This is a genomic window from Agromyces atrinae, from assembly GCF_013407835.1.
In the GTDB taxonomy this organism is placed as follows: Bacteria; Actinomycetota; Actinomycetes; order Actinomycetales; family Microbacteriaceae; genus Agromyces; species Agromyces atrinae.
Genome location: NZ_JACCBI010000001.1, coordinates 1,969,146 through 1,983,487, shown reverse-complemented (window position 1 = coordinate 1,983,487; position 14,342 = coordinate 1,969,146). Strand labels below are relative to the sequence as shown.

General features: G+C 70.1%; 14 protein-coding genes. 10 read left to right on the top strand and 4 right to left on the bottom strand.

Going from position 1 to position 14,342, the window contains the following annotated elements; all coding sequences use genetic code 11:
• Both BJ972_RS09315 and BJ972_RS09310 read left to right on the top strand, forming a co-directional pair.
• Nucleotides 1–1,188, top strand: a complete 1,188-nt coding sequence (locus BJ972_RS09315) for a sensor histidine kinase (protein ID WP_164989890.1) — start codon at nucleotides 1–3, stop codon at nucleotides 1,186–1,188.
• Nucleotides 1,185–1,820 carry a response regulator gene (locus BJ972_RS09310; RefSeq protein WP_129173583.1) on the top strand — a complete coding sequence of 212 codons (636 nt, stop codon included), beginning with the start codon at nucleotides 1,185–1,187 and terminating at the stop codon, nucleotides 1,818–1,820. Before BJ972_RS09315 ends, BJ972_RS09310 begins: the two co-directional genes overlap by 4 nt.
• Nucleotides 1,821–1,851: 31 nt before the next feature.
• Here BJ972_RS09310 and BJ972_RS09305 read toward each other — a convergent pair whose 3' ends face one another.
• Nucleotides 1,852–2,259, bottom strand: a complete 408-nt coding sequence (locus BJ972_RS09305; protein WP_129173585.1) for a RidA family protein — start codon at nucleotides 2,257–2,259, stop codon at nucleotides 1,852–1,854.
• A 232-nt stretch (nucleotides 2,260–2,491) separates the two neighbouring features.
• Between BJ972_RS09305 and BJ972_RS09300 the strand changes: the two genes are divergently transcribed.
• Nucleotides 2,492–2,827, top strand: coding sequence for an SRPBCC family protein (locus BJ972_RS09300; RefSeq protein ID WP_306457469.1), 336 nt, complete (start codon nucleotides 2,492–2,494; stop codon nucleotides 2,825–2,827).
• Between the two features lie 5 nt (nucleotides 2,828–2,832).
• On the opposite strand, the gene BJ972_RS09295 is transcribed toward BJ972_RS09300, so the two are convergent.
• Genes BJ972_RS09295 through BJ972_RS09285 form a run of 3 tightly spaced genes read right to left on the bottom strand, consistent with a single transcriptional unit; the run spans nucleotide 2,833 to nucleotide 6,372 of the window.
• Entirely contained in the window at nucleotides 2,833–4,059 is a 1,227-nt protein-coding gene (locus BJ972_RS09295; protein ID WP_129173589.1) for a pyridoxal phosphate-dependent aminotransferase, read from the bottom strand.
• A 50-nt stretch (nucleotides 4,060–4,109) separates the two neighbouring features.
• Entirely contained in the window at nucleotides 4,110–5,201 is a 1,092-nt protein-coding gene (locus BJ972_RS09290) for a hypothetical protein (RefSeq protein ID WP_129173591.1), read from the bottom strand.
• 55 nt (nucleotides 5,202–5,256) lie between these two features.
• Nucleotides 5,257–6,372 carry a hypothetical protein gene (locus BJ972_RS09285; protein ID WP_129173593.1) on the bottom strand — a complete coding sequence of 372 codons (1,116 nt, stop codon included), beginning with the start codon at nucleotides 6,370–6,372 and terminating at the stop codon, nucleotides 5,257–5,259.
• 63 nt (nucleotides 6,373–6,435) lie between these two features.
• Between BJ972_RS09285 and BJ972_RS09280 the strand changes: the two genes are divergently transcribed.
• The 7 genes from BJ972_RS09280 (at nucleotide 6,436) to BJ972_RS09250 (ending at nucleotide 14,249) form a co-directional block, all read left to right on the top strand.
• Complete coding sequence (locus BJ972_RS09280; protein ID WP_129173595.1) at nucleotides 6,436–6,834, top strand: cupin domain-containing protein; 399 nt, start codon at nucleotides 6,436–6,438, stop codon at nucleotides 6,832–6,834.
• Nucleotides 6,831–8,297 (top strand): glycoside hydrolase family 43 protein, encoded by a 1,467-nt coding sequence (locus BJ972_RS09275; RefSeq protein ID WP_129173597.1) that lies wholly within the window; start codon nucleotides 6,831–6,833, stop codon nucleotides 8,295–8,297. Before BJ972_RS09280 ends, BJ972_RS09275 begins: the two co-directional genes overlap by 4 nt.
• The gene (locus BJ972_RS09270) at nucleotides 8,294–10,111 is read left to right on the top strand and encodes a DEAD/DEAH box helicase (RefSeq protein WP_129173599.1); all 1,818 of its coding nucleotides are present in this window, start codon (nucleotides 8,294–8,296) and stop codon (nucleotides 10,109–10,111) included. Before BJ972_RS09275 ends, BJ972_RS09270 begins: the two co-directional genes overlap by 4 nt.
• A gap of 130 nt (nucleotides 10,112–10,241) precedes the next feature.
• Nucleotides 10,242–11,171 carry a hypothetical protein gene (locus BJ972_RS09265; RefSeq protein WP_164989891.1) on the top strand — a complete coding sequence of 310 codons (930 nt, stop codon included), beginning with the start codon at nucleotides 10,242–10,244 and terminating at the stop codon, nucleotides 11,169–11,171.
• A gap of 109 nt (nucleotides 11,172–11,280) precedes the next feature.
• Nucleotides 11,281–11,946, top strand: coding sequence for a DedA family protein (locus tag BJ972_RS09260; RefSeq protein ID WP_308790468.1), 666 nt, complete (start codon nucleotides 11,281–11,283; stop codon nucleotides 11,944–11,946).
• A gap of 408 nt (nucleotides 11,947–12,354) precedes the next feature.
• A complete protein-coding gene (locus tag BJ972_RS09255; protein WP_129173603.1) occupies nucleotides 12,355–13,425 on the top strand; it encodes an amino acid ABC transporter permease in 1,071 nt (356 codons plus the stop codon).
• Nucleotides 13,422–14,249, top strand: coding sequence for an amino acid ABC transporter ATP-binding protein (locus tag BJ972_RS09250; protein WP_129173605.1), 828 nt, complete (start codon nucleotides 13,422–13,424; stop codon nucleotides 14,247–14,249). Before BJ972_RS09255 ends, BJ972_RS09250 begins: the two co-directional genes overlap by 4 nt.
• Nucleotides 14,250–14,342 lie beyond the last annotated feature (93 nt).

Below are 14,342 nucleotides of genomic sequence, written 5' to 3'. Positions count from 1 at the left end.
ATGCCCGCCGCGAACGAGCACGAGACCTCGCGGCACGACTCTCTCGCCGATCGACGACGCATCGCGGCGACGATCGCCGAATTCGTGGCCCTCGCGCTGCTGCTCGTGATCGACTTCGAGGTCGGCTCCCGGGTCCTCATCGCCCAGCCGGGCACGGAGTTCATCGCCGGAGCATTGGCGACGGCGATCGTGGCGATCGTCGTCGCGGTGCTCGTGCTCGCACGCCGTCGGCTGCCGACGCGTGTGACGGTGACGGCCGTCTTCGCGGTATCGCTTGCGGCATCCGTCGTCTCAGGGCTCGTCGGCAGCCCGGCTCTCTCGCTGACCGAGACCGCTGCCCTCGCGGTCATCACGGTGTTCGGAGTGCGCGAGTCGTCGGTGCGCGGCTCGGTCGTCATCGGTGCGTGCGCGCTCGTCGTCGCGCTCGCCGCCGTGCTCCTGCGGGTCGGACTCGACACCACCGTCATCCTGACCGCACTTCTCCTCTGGGCCTGCGCGATCGCCGGTGGCGTCGCCGGGCGATATCTGCTGCGGAGACGCGAGTCCGCCATGGATGCGGCGCGACGCGAGGAGCGCATGGAGCTCGCGCGCGAACTGCACGACGTCGTCGCCCACCAGGTCACCGGCATCGTCGTGCAGGCCCAGGCGGCGATCGCCGTCGCCCACACCGATCCCAGCCGGGTGTCGGAGGCGCTCTCGACGATCGAATCAGTTGGAACCGAGGCGCTCGCCGGGATGCGCCGGATGGTCGGGGCGATACGCGACGATGCCGATCGTGGCGCCCCGCTCACCGTGCGCTACGACCTGGGCGACATCCCGAGCCTCATCGACCGATTCGATCCCGGGCGGGAGCGCACGACGCTCCGCTTCGACACCGCGGGCGTGACCCTGCCGCCGGGCACGGGGGAGTCGGCGTATCGCGTCGTGCGCGAAGCGCTCACCAATGTGCGCCGCCATGCACCGGAGGGCGTCACTCGCGTGACGGTGCGTGTGATCGATTCCGACCTCGTGCTCGAGATCGGGAACGATGGCGTGCGCACCCGCTCCGGCGAGCCGGGCGCGCGCGGCTTCGGTCTCACGGGCATGGCGGAGCGGGTCGCCGCGCTCGGCGGCCGCATGCGCGCGGGCGCCGACGAGCCGGGCAGCTGGAACGTGTGGGTCGCGTTGCCGCTCGAGGTGACGCGATGATCACCGTCGTGGTGGCCGATGACCAGGACATGGTGCGCGCCGGCTTCCGGATGATCCTCGAGGCCGAGGGCGACATCTCGGTCGTGGGGGAGGCGGGCACGGGGGAGGACGCGGTCGCCGCGGTCGCGCGGGCGCGACCCGATGTCGTGCTCATGGACATCCGTATGCCGGGGATGAACGGACTGGATGCCACGCGCATCGTCACGACGTCGCCGGACGCGCCACGCGTCGTCGTCGTCACGACGTTCGACACCGACGAGTACCTGCGCTCGGCGCTGCAGGCGGGGGCGTCGGGCTTCCTGCTGAAGGATGCCGGACCCCGGCTGCTCGTCGAGGCCGTGCGCGCCGCCGCGGACGGCGACGCACTCGTGTCACCGTCGATCACCGTGCGTCTGCTCGGCGAGCTCGCGGGCGGATCGGCGGCGGCGGATGTCGCGCACGACCTGTCGCCCCGCGAAGTCGAGATCGCCGCGTCCATCGCCCGGGGCGGCACCAATGAGGAGATCGCGGCCGACCTCTTCGTCTCGGTCTCGACCGTGAAGACGCACGCGCGGAACATCAGCGTGAAGCTCGGTGCCCGCAACCGCGTCGAGATCGCCGCGTGGGCGTGGCGGGCGCGCGTCGTGCGGTGAGTGGGCGCGGGAGCGTGCGCGGGCGCGCGCGTCAGTCGCGCACGGCCGCGACGGCCTCGATCTCGACGAGCTGCTCGTCGTAGCCGAGGACGGTCACGCCGAGCAGCGTGCTCGGCACGTCGTGGTCGCCGAACGCGTCGCGCACGACCTCCCATGCGGTGACGAGGTCGGCCTGCCGGGTCGAGGCGACGAGCACGCGTGTGCTGATGACGTCGGTGATCGATGCGCCCGCGGCATCCAGGGCCACCCTCATGTTCTCGATGCAGCTCGCCGCCTGCGCCGCGTAGTCGCCGGGCGCGACGGTCGAGCCGTCCGCGGCGAGCGGGCACGAGCCCGCGAGGAAGACGAGCCGCGCGTCGGCGGGAGCCGTCGCGGCGTAGGCGTACTGGGCGGCGTCGGAGAGCGCGGCGGAGCGGATGAGGGTCACGGCGGACGGCATGGGGAGTCTCCATCGAAGTCGTGGGCGGTCCGTCCATGCTCTCATCGGCGATCGGCCGAACGCTGTCAACCACCAGGCGGACATCGGGTTCACACGGAAGAATGGGAACCTCGCGAACCGGAAGGCAGTGATGGCTACCAACCACCGCAGGATGCGATGCACGAGCGAGGACGTCTTTCGCGTGCTCTCGAACGCTTGGCTCTACCCGAGTTGGGTGGTGGGCGCGACACGGATGCGCGATGTCGATGAGACCTGGCCCGCGGTCGGCGCGCGACTGCACCATTCGGTCGGCGTGTGGCCCCTCTTCATCGACGACACGACGAGCTCGGTCGAGTGGCAGCCTCCGCACCGCATGGTCATGCGGGCGCGCGGCTGGCCGATCGGCGAGGCGCGCATCGTGATCGAGGCGAAGGATGTCGCGGGCGGATGCGTCGTGCGCATCCACGAGGAACCCGTGCGCGGGCCGGCGACGCTCCTCGTCCGAGCGCTCACCGATCCGCCGCTGTACTGGCGCAACACCGAGACTCTGCGCCGGCTCGCGTACCTCGCCGAAGGCGGAGCGCAGTAGCCCGGCTACTGCTTGTAGGAGGACAGGAAGTTGCCGAGCCGTTCGACGGCCTCGGTCAGCACCCGGGCCTCGGGCAGCGTGACGATGCGCAGGTGGTCGGGGTTCGGCCAGTTGAAGCCCGTGCCCTGCACGAGGAGGATGTGCTCGGAGATGAGCAGGTCGTAGACGAGCTTCGCGTCGTCACGGATCTCGTGGACGTTCGGGTCGAGACGAGGGAACGCGTAGAGCGCGCCCTCGGGCTTCACGCACGAGACGCCGGGGATCGACTGGAGACCCTCCCACGCGGCATCCCTCTGCTCGTGCAGTCGACCGCTCGGCGCGATGAGCGCGTCGATCGACTGCACTCCCGAGAGTGCTGCCTGCACGGCGTGCTGTGCGGGGACGTTGGGACAGAGGCGCGTCGAAGCGAGGAGGTTGATGCCTTCGAGGAAGCCCGCCGCGTGCTCCTTCGGGCCGGTGATGACCATCCAGCCCGAGCGGTAGCCCGCGACGCGGTAGGTCTTCGAGAGGCCGTTGAACGTGAGGCACAGCAGGTCGGGCGCGACCGACGCCATGGGGATGTGCACGGCGTCGTCGAAGAGGATGCGGTCGTAGATCTCGTCGGAGAGGAGCAGCAGCGAGTGCTCGCGCGCGATCTCGGCGATGCCCTCGAGTACCTCGCGCGAGTAGACGGCACCCGTCGGGTTGTTGGGGTTGATGATCACGATGGCCTTGGTGCGCGGCGTGATCTTCGAGCGGATGTCGTCGAGGTCGGGCTGCCAGCCGTTCTCCTCGTCGCACAGGTAGTGCACCGGAGTGCCGCTCGAGAGGCTCGTCATTGCCGTCCAGAGCGGGTAGTCGGGGGCAGGGATGAGCACTTCGTCGCCCTCGTCGAGGAGCGCCTGCATGGTCATCGTGATGAGCTCGGAGACGCCGTTGCCGAGGAAGACGTCGTCGGGATCGACGCGGGGGAAGCCCGGGATCTCCTCGTAGCGGTAGACGACGGCGCGGCGCGCGGCGAGGATGCCGCGGCTCTCGCTGTAGCCGTGGGCGGTGGGGATGGCCGCGATCATGTCGCGGACGATCTGGTACGGCGCCTCGAAGCCGAACGTCGCGGGATTGCCCGTGTTGAGCTTCAGGATCGTGAAGCCGTCGGCCTCGAGTCGGGCGGCCTCGGTGAGCGCGTTGCCTCTGATCTCGTAGAGGACGTTCTTGAGCTTCGACGACTGGTCGAGGGTGCGCAGGGTGGCCATCCGCTCAGATTACCGGCCGCACGATTCGTCGGTCGGCCACGCCGACCTGATCAGGTGCGTACGCGATCGCGCACCGCAGCCGTCGCATCGTCGAGTGCCGGCCGCACGTCGGCGCCCGTGACGACCCTGGCGACGCACACCGCGGCGGCGTGAGGTACGCCGACCTCCTCGGCGCTCGCTCGGAAGAGGTCAGTGACCGTCGATTCGATCGACGACGTCGCGGTGCCGCGCGGCAGCATCGCGTGAGCCGCGACGAGATCACCCCGGAGCGTCGTGACGACACTTCCCGCGGGAAGGGTGTCGATCACGGCCGCCGTCAGGAACTTCCGCACCTCGTCGCCGCGGACGCGCCCGAGCGCGCTCGAGAGCGTCGCGAACGACTCGACGCCCGCGACGACGAGCAGCGCGCCGCGCTCTCCGTTCGCCCGCTCGTTCGCCCCGCGCAGGAACGCCGAACGGGGCACGAGATCGACGCGCGCGACCCGCTCGCCGAGGGCGTCCTCGTGCGAGCGTGCGATGAGGATGCCGATCGTCGCGACCGTGATGACCGCGACGAAACCGACGTTCAGGAGCGTGGTGGCGATCGTGTTGAAGTGGCGCTCGAAGATGCCCGACGTCGGGCCTTCGAGGAGGAAGACGACGAGGCGGGCGCTCACGTAGACGCCGTGCGCGATGACGGTCGCGGCAACGAGGTACGACATGCGGTCGCGGCGCAGCGGCAGGCTCAGCATCTCGATCGCGATGAGCACAGAGAACACCGCGAGGAGCCCGAATCGCAGCGGTGCTCCGGCCCAGATCGGCGGCTCGTCGGCCCAGATGTGAGGCGATGCGACCAGCGGCACGGCGGCGACGATCGAGATCCAGAGGTGGGGCGGATGACCGTTGTAGGCGCGCGCCCCCGACCAGTACGACGTGATCGTGAGCATCATGAAGCCGTTGGCGAGCGCGAACATCCACCAGTCGTCGAGCGTGAGCGCGATGAGCAGATAGCACGTCGAGGTGCCGATCGTGCCGACGAGCGAGACCCACCACGGGCCGATCCAGCTGCCGAGTCGCGATCCTCGTGCGGCGATCGCGAAGCACCCGGCGCACACGCAGATGATGACGAGCGCTAACCCGAAGACGGGGAGGAGGTCCGGCATCACCCTTGAAGAGTAGGGGGATGCCGGCCTGCGCCGCGTCCCCCCACGCGGGGAACTACTCAGCGAGTGCGCTGGCCACGCGGCGGCGGGCACGCGTGATCGCCGCGGTGACGCCGCCCGTGCTCGTGTCGCGCGAGGGGGCGTCGACGACCGGCTCGGCAGCGACCGCCGCGGCGAGCACGGGGATGCCGTTCTCCGCGGCGCTCGCCGCGAAGAGTCGGGCCACGGTGTCTTCGATGGACGCGGTCGACGTGCCGTGCGGCCGGGCGGACGCCGCGACGACCTCGCCCGAACGTCGCTCGCTCACGAGACATCCGGTCGGGAGAGTATCGATGAGGGCGGCGACGAGGTGCTGCTGCACCTCGTCGATGCGCGGTCGGCCGTAGGCCGACACGAGGAGACGGTGCGACTCGATCGACGCGACGACGACGAGCCCGATCGCGTCCGGTCCCCGCCGCTCGGCGAGCCGCACGAGCTGCCGCATCGGCACGATCGACGTGCGCTCGACGCGGGAACCGAGCATGGCGTCGTGCGTGTAGCCGATCTTGATAGCGATCGTGCAGCCGGTCACGACGAGAACGAGAGCGACGTTCAGGACCGTCGTCGCGAACGTGCTGAAGATGCTCGTGAAGACGTCGGACTCGGGGCCCGCGACCAGGAAGACGACGAGTCGAGCGGCCGAGTACACGGCCTGCACGAGGAGCGCCGCAGCGACGATGAACGAGGCGCGGACGCGGCGCAGAGGGCGGCGGAGCGCTTCGACGGCGACGAGCACCGAGAAGACCACGATCGTTCCGAATCGGAGGGGTGCTCCCGCCCATTCGACACCGGACGGCGACGGAAGTGCCGAGACGATGAAGACCGCGAGGGAGAGCGGAACCGTGATCTCGAGCATCGCCGGTCGCCCGTTGAACGCGCGCGCACCCGACCAGTACAGCCCGACGGCGGCCGCCATGAATCCGTTGGACGCCGCGACGATCCACCACTCGTGACCGAGGAAGATCATGAGGGCCGAGGCGATGCTCGCGAACGCCGCCGCGGAGAACGCCGCCCACCAGAGCCCGCGCGACGGCGAGCGGGTCGTGCGTCGCACCTGCACGACGAACGCGCCCGCGCAGGCGCACACGACGATGAGTGCTATTCCTGAGACGAGCATCACATCATTGGGCACCCTCGTAAGTATGCGACTGCTAACGTCTCCCCGACGCCACCCCGCCGATTCGAAGGAGAATCCGTGACCGACTCCGCACCGGCATCCCGCCCCGCACCGAGCGCCCCCGCGCGCTTCGCCGCACTCGGCGACGTCGAACCGCTCTCGGGCGGCGACGGCGTCGCGCTGCGGGTCGTCTCGGGCACCGACGTCATGCTCTCGCACGTCACGCTCGAGCCGCACGCGGTCGCCGCGGTGCACGTGCACGAAGAGGAGCAGATGGGGCTCGTCATCGCCGGCTCGATCCTGTTCTCGCTCGACGGGGTCGAACGCGAACTCGGGCCGCACGACGTGTTCGTCGCGCCGCCGTGGGTGCCGCACGGCGGCGTCGCCGGGCCCGATGGCTGCACGATCGTCGACCTGTTCTCGCCGCCGCGCGCTGCTTTCGTCGCCCAGCTCGCCGAGCGCGAGGCTCGCTCATGAGCCTCCCGATCGTGCCGGGCTTCCACCCCGACCCGTCGATCTGCCGCGTCGGCGACGACTTCTACCTCGTCAACTCGACGTTCGAGTACCTGCCGGGCGTGCCCGTGCGGCACAGCCGCGATCTCGTGGACTGGCGCCTCCTCGGCCACGCCATCGAGCGACCGAGCCAGATGCAGCGCGCCGATACGGGCGGCGGCATCTTCGCGCCGACGATCCGTCACCACGACGGCCGCTTCTGGATGATCACGACCGACATCGACCGCGTCGACGACGGCCACCTCATCGTGTGGGCGGAGGACGCGGCGGGCCCGTGGTCGGAGCCCGTCTTCGCCGCCGGCGCCGTCGGGATCGACCCCGACCTCGCCTGGGATGACGACGGCGACTGCCACCTCACGTGGGCACGCTTCGGAGAAGCGGGCACCGAGATCGCCCACGCGCGCGTCGACCCGGCGTCGGGAGAGCTGCTCTCGGAGCCGCGCCTCCTGTGGCAGGGCACGGGGCTCGCCGCGACCGAGGGCCCGCACCTGTACCGCCGCGGCGACTGGTGGTACCTCCTTGTCGCCGAGGGCGGCACCGAGCGCGGGCACGCCGTCTCGATCGCCCGATCGCGATCGATCGAGGGCGTGTGGGAGAGCTGCCCGGCGAACCCGATCCTCTCGCACCGCAGCACCGTCCACCCCGTGCAGAACACCGGCCACGCCGATCTCGTCGAACTCGCGTCGGGGGAGTGGGCCATGGTGCACCTCGGGGTGCGCCCGCGCGGCATGACGCCGGGATTCCACGTCAACGGCCGCGAGACCTTCCTCACGGGGATCGACTGGGTCGACGACTGGCCCGTCGTCGTCGAGGACCGCTACGTCGTGCCGCCCGTCGACACGGCGTTCACCGACCGCTTCGATGCGCCCGCCCTCGACCTGCGCTGGGTCTCGCCGGGCCGGTGGCCCGCCGGGTTCGCGGCACTCGCACCGGGCGGCGGTCTCGACCTGGCGGCGACGGATGACGCGGGCGCGGGTCTCCTCGCCGTCCGGGCGAGCGACGAGGCGTGGGAGTTCGACGCCGAACTCGAGGGCGAGGCAGCCGTCGTCGTGCGCCTCGACGACGACCACGGGGTGCGCATCGTCGCCGGAAGCACGTCGCTCGTCGCTGTCGCGCTCATCGGCGGCATCCGTATCGAGCTCGGCGAGCGGGCGCGGCCGGAGGGCGCCGTGACCCTGTCGGTCCGCGCCCGACCCGGCGCCGGCGGACTGCACCCGCGAGGCGGCCCCGACGTCCTCGCCCTCGGCGTCGTCGAGGGCGAGGACTTCGAGGAGATCGCAGCCATCGACGGCCGGTACACCGCGACCGAAGTCGCCGGCGGTTTCACCGGACGCGTCGTCGGAATCGCGACCGGCGCGGTGCCCGCGCACGTCGCGCGCGTGGACTATCGAGTGCCTCTCAGGAGGGGGCACTACCCTGGAGTGTGACTTCCCACGATTCTGCGGCCCCTTCTGCGGCCGATGAGGCACCTGCTGTGCCCAACTTTACCGAACTCGGCCTCGACGACGCAGTGCTCCGCGCGCTGAAGGACGTCGGCTACGAGACCCCCTCCGCGATCCAGGCCGCGACGATCCCGACCCTGCTGGCCGGGCGCGACGTCGTCGGACTCGCCCAGACCGGCACCGGCAAGACCGCGGCCTTCGCGCTCCCGATCCTGTCGCGCCTCGACGTCTCGCAGAAGACGCCGCAGGCGCTCGTGCTCGCGCCGACCCGTGAGCTCGCCCTGCAGGTGTGCGAGGCGTTCGAGAAGTACGCCGCCCACATGCGCGGCGTGCACGTGCTCCCCGTCTACGGCGGCCAGGGCTACGGCGTCCAGCTGTCGGCACTCCGTCGCGGCGTGCACGTCGTCGTCGGCACGCCCGGCCGCATCATGGACCACCTCGAGAAGGGCACGCTCGACCTCTCCGAGCTCAAGTACCTCGTGCTCGACGAGGCCGACGAGATGCTCAAGATGGGCTTCGCGGAGGACGTCGAGACGATCCTCGCCGACACCCCCGACGACAAGCAGGTCGCGCTCTTCTCGGCGACGATGCCCGCTCAGATCCGTCGCATCTCGAAGCAGTACCTGAACGATCCCGAAGAGATCACGGTCAAGGGCAAGACGACCACGTCGGCGAACACGACGCAGCGCTACCTCGTCGTCTCGTACGCGCAGAAGGTCGACGCCCTCACGCGCATCCTCGAGGTCGAGAACTTCGAGGGCATGATCGTCTTCGTCCGCACGAAGAACGAGACCGAGACGCTCGCCGAGAAGCTCCGCGCCCGCGGATACTCGGCTTCGGCGATCAACGGTGACATCAACCAGGTGCAGCGCGAGCGCACCGTCAACCAGTTGAAGGCCGGCAAGCTCGACATCCTCGTCGCGACCGACGTCGCGGCGCGCGGACTCGACGTCGAGCGCATCAGCCACGTCGTCAACTTCGACATCCCCACCGACACCGAGTCGTACGTGCACCGCATCGGTCGCACCGGTCGTGCCGGCCGCTCGGGCGACGCGATCAGCTTCGTGACCCCGCGCGAGCGCCGCCTGCTCACGGCGATCGAGAAGGCGACGCGCCAGCCGCTCACCGAGATGCGCCTGCCGAGCGTCGACGACGTCAACACCACGCGCCTCGCGCGCTTCGACGACCGCATCACCGCGGCACTCGAAGACGCCGATCGCATCTCGGCGTTCCGCGACATCGTCGGCCACTACGTCAAGCACCACGACGTGCCCGAGGCCGATGTCGCCGCAGCGCTCGCCGTCGTCGCGCAGGGCGACACCCCGCTCCTCCTCGACCCCGCCGCCGAGCGCGCCGCCCGTCGTGAGGAGCGCCCCGAGCGTCCCGCGCGCGATCGTGACGACCGTGGTGACCGTGGCGACCGCCGCGATCGCCCGGAGCGCCGTGACCGTGACCGCGACGATCGCCCCGAGCGTCGCCAGCGCCCGGGCGACGTGCGCCTCGCGCCGTACCGCATCGCCGTCGGCAAGCGCCACAAGGTCGAACCGCGTCAGATCGTCGGAGCTCTCGCGAACGAGGGCGGCCTCAGCCGCGCCGACTTCGGAGCGATCCAGATCCGCCCCGAGTTCTCGATCGTCGAGCTGCCCGCCGACCTTCCGGACGACGTGCTCGACCGTCTGACGGGAACGCGCATCTCGGGTCGACTCATCGAACTCCGCCCCGACTCGGGCGGACCGAGCCGCCGCTTCGACAGCGACGACCGCCCGCCGCGGAAGCCGCGTCACACCAAGGGCAACTAGACCCCGCCGAGTTCTGACAGGCGCCGGTCTCGCGACCCCCGGACAGGGGCGCGAGACCGGCGCCTCTCTGCGTCTACGCTGACGAGGTTGCGCCTCGCGAACGAGCGACGCGGATGACGGGGGAATGTCAGTGGGGGATTCAGAGGCGTCGGCCGACGCGCGCCGTTTCGGCACGCTCGAGAAGGTCATCGCCGGCGTGAGTATCGCCGTGCTCGCGCTCGGATTCGTGGGCGTGCAGGTCGTCGCCTTCGACGCCGCGGCGCGCGACGAGGCCGCGGCGCAGGAACAGCACGCCGCCGAGGACGTCTCCCTCGCCGCGTGGGAGTCGGCGGTCGAGGGGGTGCGTGCGGAGGCACGGGCGGGTCTCGATGCCGTGCACGGTGCCGGCGAGACGCTCGGCGGGCTGGGCGACGACGCCGCGCAGGTCGACCTCGATGCTGCACTCGTCTCGCTCGGTTCCGCGCTCGAGGGGCGTGACATCGCCGCGACCGATCGGGCGCGCGACGCCGTGGACGATGCGCTGATCGCCCTCGCCGAGAGCGTCGCCGCCGAGCTCGACGTCGCCGTGAGCGCTGCGCCGAAGGCCGGGCAACCCGAGAAGGATGCCGTCTCGACCGCCGCGACCGCGGTGCGCACGGCGCTCGACCCGGCCGAGGGCGCCGTGTCGATCTCTGCCGTCGTCGGCGCGTTCGCGGGAGCGAAGGCGACGGTCGACGCGGTCGCCGCGAGTCACGCCGCAGCCGAGGAAGCCGAGCGCGTCGCCGAAGCGGCGAGGGTCGCGGCCGAGGCGCCGGCGGAATCGTCGGGCTCGATCGGGTCGGGCACGGGCTCGGGCACGTCGAGGGATGACTGGCAGTTCGTCCTGACGCCCGTCACCTTCGTGCCCGCGGGCGACTACCGGCCGGGGTGCCCAACGAACTTCGGAGGCTACTCGGTCAGCGGCAATCCCGGAGAGACCGTCGTCATCGACCCGGGCTACCCCTATACCTACGGCTCCTCGACCCTCGGTGCGATCGTGTTCGCGTGCGACTTCGACGGCAACCCCGAGACCCCCGAGTAAGCAGCACGGGCACGCGTCATCCGTTCGAAACCCGCACGCAGCTTTCGTTCATCTGTGCTCATTAGCGTTACCCGTGTTCTGACGACATCGACCACCCCGGGGGACCGCCGTGATCACCGCTGCCGCAACCACCTCCGACCACGGTTTCACGGGGCTGACCGGGTTCGCCGCCGATGTGCTCACCGCTCTCGGTGACGTCGGTGTGGGCCTGCTCGTCTTCGTCGAGGTCCTCATCCCGCCGATCCCGAGCGAGGTGATCCTGCCGTTCGCGGGCTACCTCAGCCAGTCGGGCGAACTCAACCTCGTCGCGCTCATCCTGTGGGCGACCCTCGCGTCGGTGCTCGGGGCGCTGCTGCTCTACGGCCTCGGCGCCTGGATCGGCATGACGCGCGCCATCATGATGATCGCCGCGACCCGGCTCGTCAGCCGCTCCGACCTCGAACGCGGTGCCGAGTGGTTCGCGACGCGCGGCCAGTGGTCGGTGCTCGTGGGTCGCATGATCCCCGGCATCCGGAGCCTCATCTCGATCCCCGCGGGGGCGGCTCGCATGAATCTCGTCGTGTTCGTGCTCTACACGGCGATCGGTTCGGGCATCTGGAACTCGCTCCTCATCGGAGTGGGCGCGGCGCTCGGCACGCAGCACGAGGCCCTCGAGCAGTACCTCGGCTACATCGACTACGTCGTCTACGCCGCGATCGCGGTGGGACTCGTCGTGCTCGTCGTGCGCCGCTACCGCGAGGTGACGCTCGCGAAGCGCCAGGGCATCCTCGAGTGAGCTGACCCGCGCGAACGAGCTGTCAGGGGCTCGGTCCGACCGTGTCGCCCTCGACAGCATCGCTCAACGTCCGAACCGGCACTCCGCGAGGATCTCCGGCCCATTTCGAACGTTTTCTGTTCCCCTGTGCTCACCGTAACGGAGGGCGGCGGAAGAGCCACGCCTCCCCATCGGGGGCTTGCGCACGCCCGTGGGCATGCGCTTACCCGAACATCGCGTGCGCTGCGAGAGCGATGACCGCGACGCGTGCGAGGTCTCGAGAGGACGGCACCACCGTGACGCCGTGCGGCCCTCTATGACACGGCGTGACGCTCTCTGACGCGCCGATGACACGGCCCTCGCCGCACCCCGCACGACCCGCCTAATCTCTCGACAACGCCCGAACCGGGCGACGAGAAAGGACAGGCGATGACTCTCGACACACCCGCGCGGGCCGCGGCCCCCAGCGTGGCAGCGGGGGCGACGGATGCCGCGAGCGGACCACCCGCTCGTGCGAGCCAGCCCGACAAGAACCCCTTCTCGCCGCCCGAGCTCCAGGTCGTGCCGACGAAGCACTGGGGCCGCTGGATCTTCAGCGCACTCGCGATCTTCGTCGCCGCACAGTTCATCTGGTCGCTCGCGACGAACTCCCTCTACGAGTGGAACGTCTTCGGCGAGTACTTCTTCAGCCCGATCGTCACCGACGCCCTCGTGCTCACGCTCGTGCTCACGCTCATCTCGGGATCGCTTGGGTTCATCATCGGGGCGCTCCTCGCGATCGCCCGGCTGTCGGGCTCGCCGCTCCTCAACTCGCTCGCGTGGAGCTTCATCTGGTTCTTCCGCTCGGTTCCCCTCGTCGTGCAGCTGCTCGTCTGGTACAACCTCGGATACCTCTACCCGAAGCTCGGCCTCGGTACTCCGTTCACGACCGACTTCTGGCTCGTCTCGTTCGACACGGTGACGCTCATCTCGTCGTTCGCCGCCGCGACGCTCGGACTCTCGCTCCACCAGGCGGCGTACTCCGCCGAGATCATCCGCGGCGGCATCCTCTCGGTCGATCAGGGGCAGCTCGAAGCCGCGGCGGCCCTCGGTCTGCCGCGCCGGGTGCGCTTCTTCCGCATCATCCTGCCCCAGGCCGCGCGGGCGATCCTGCCCAACGCGTTCAACGAGATCATCGGACTCGTGAAGGGCACGTCGGTCGTCTTCATCGTCGCCCTGCCCGAGCTCTTCTACACGGTGCAGGTGATCTACAACCGCAACCAGCGCGTCATCCCGCTGCTGCTCGTCGCGGTCGTCTGGTACGCGCTCATCACGACGATCCTCTCGGTCGCGCAGTACTACATCGAGCGCCACTACGCCCGCGGTTCGGTGCGCGTGCTGCCGCCGACGCCGATCCAGCGTGCACGATTCTGGGTGCGCGAGCAGTGGGCGCGCCTCGACGACGACGAGAAGCCCGCCTCCGGCACCCCTCCCTCCGACGCGAAGGACACCCGCTCATGACCGACACCCGACTCGCCCCTTCCTTCGACGGGATCGCCGTCGCCGCTCCGCCCCGGCGTGCGGTCAGCGGGCTCATCGAGATCCGCGGCGTCTCGAAGTCGTACGGCTCCCACGAGGTTCTGCACGGCATCGACCTCACGGTGCAGCCCGGCCAGGTCGTCGCGCTCCTCGGCCCGTCGGGGTCGGGCAAGTCGACGCTCCTCCGCGCCATCAACCATCTCGAATCGATCGACCGCGGGTCCATCACGATCGACGGTCAGTTCATCGGATACGAGCTGCGCGGCGATCGCCTCTTCGAGCTGCACGAGGCCGAGATCCTCCGCCGGCGCACGCAGGTCGGCATGGTGTTCCAGAACTTCAACCTGTTCCCGCACCTGACCGCGATCGAGAACGTGACCGCGGCGCCCATCGCCCTCAAGCGTGCGACGAAGGCCGAAGCGCTCGCGCAGGCACGCACCCTGCTCGAGCGTGTGGGCCTCGGCGACAAGGCCGACCACTACCCGCGTCAGCTCTCGGGAGGCCAGCAGCAGCGTGTGGCCATCGCCCGAGCGCTCGCCCTCAAGCCCAACGTGCTGCTCTTCGACGAGCCGACGAGCGCCCTCGACCCCGAACTCGTGGGTGAGGTGCTCGACGTCATCCGCGAGCTCGCGAAGGAGGGCACGACGCTCGTCATCGTGACCCACGAGATCGGCTTCGCCCGCGAGGTCGCCGATCGCGTCGTGTTCCTTGACGAGGGACGCGTCATCGAAGAGGGAGCCCCCGCCGCGGTGCTCTCGAACCCGAAGAACGCACGCACCAAGGAATTCCTGCGCAAGGTGCTCTAGCGCAGGAGAGCCCGGCGCCGCCCTGGCCGGCGGCGCCGGGCCGAACCGATCACCGAACCCGGCATCGGAACATCAAGAGTAAGTAAGCGAGAC

Bases quoted from the DNA above. Each gene is read 5' to 3' on its own strand.
- BJ972_RS09295 (WP_129173589.1), bottom strand. From the start codon at position 4,059: ATGGCCACCCTGCGCACCCTCGACCAGTCGTCGAAGCTCAAGAACGTC.
- BJ972_RS09305 (WP_129173585.1), bottom strand. From the start codon at position 2,259: ATGCCGTCCGCCGTGACCCTCATCCGCTCCGCCGCGCTCTCCGACGCC.
- BJ972_RS09310 (WP_129173583.1), top strand. From the start codon at position 1,185: ATGATCACCGTCGTGGTGGCCGATGACCAGGACATGGTGCGCGCCGGC.
- BJ972_RS09300 (WP_306457469.1), top strand. From the start codon at position 2,492: ATGCGCGATGTCGATGAGACCTGGCCCGCGGTCGGCGCGCGACTGCAC.
- BJ972_RS09255 (WP_129173603.1), top strand. From the start codon at position 12,355: ATGACTCTCGACACACCCGCGCGGGCCGCGGCCCCCAGCGTGGCAGCG.
- BJ972_RS09290 (WP_129173591.1), bottom strand. From the start codon at position 5,201: ATGCCGGACCTCCTCCCCGTCTTCGGGTTAGCGCTCGTCATCATCTGC.
- BJ972_RS09250 (WP_129173605.1), top strand. From the start codon at position 13,422: ATGACCGACACCCGACTCGCCCCTTCCTTCGACGGGATCGCCGTCGCC.
- BJ972_RS09275 (WP_129173597.1), top strand. From the start codon at position 6,831: ATGAGCCTCCCGATCGTGCCGGGCTTCCACCCCGACCCGTCGATCTGC.
- BJ972_RS09315 (WP_164989890.1), top strand. From the start codon at position 1: ATGCCCGCCGCGAACGAGCACGAGACCTCGCGGCACGACTCTCTCGCC.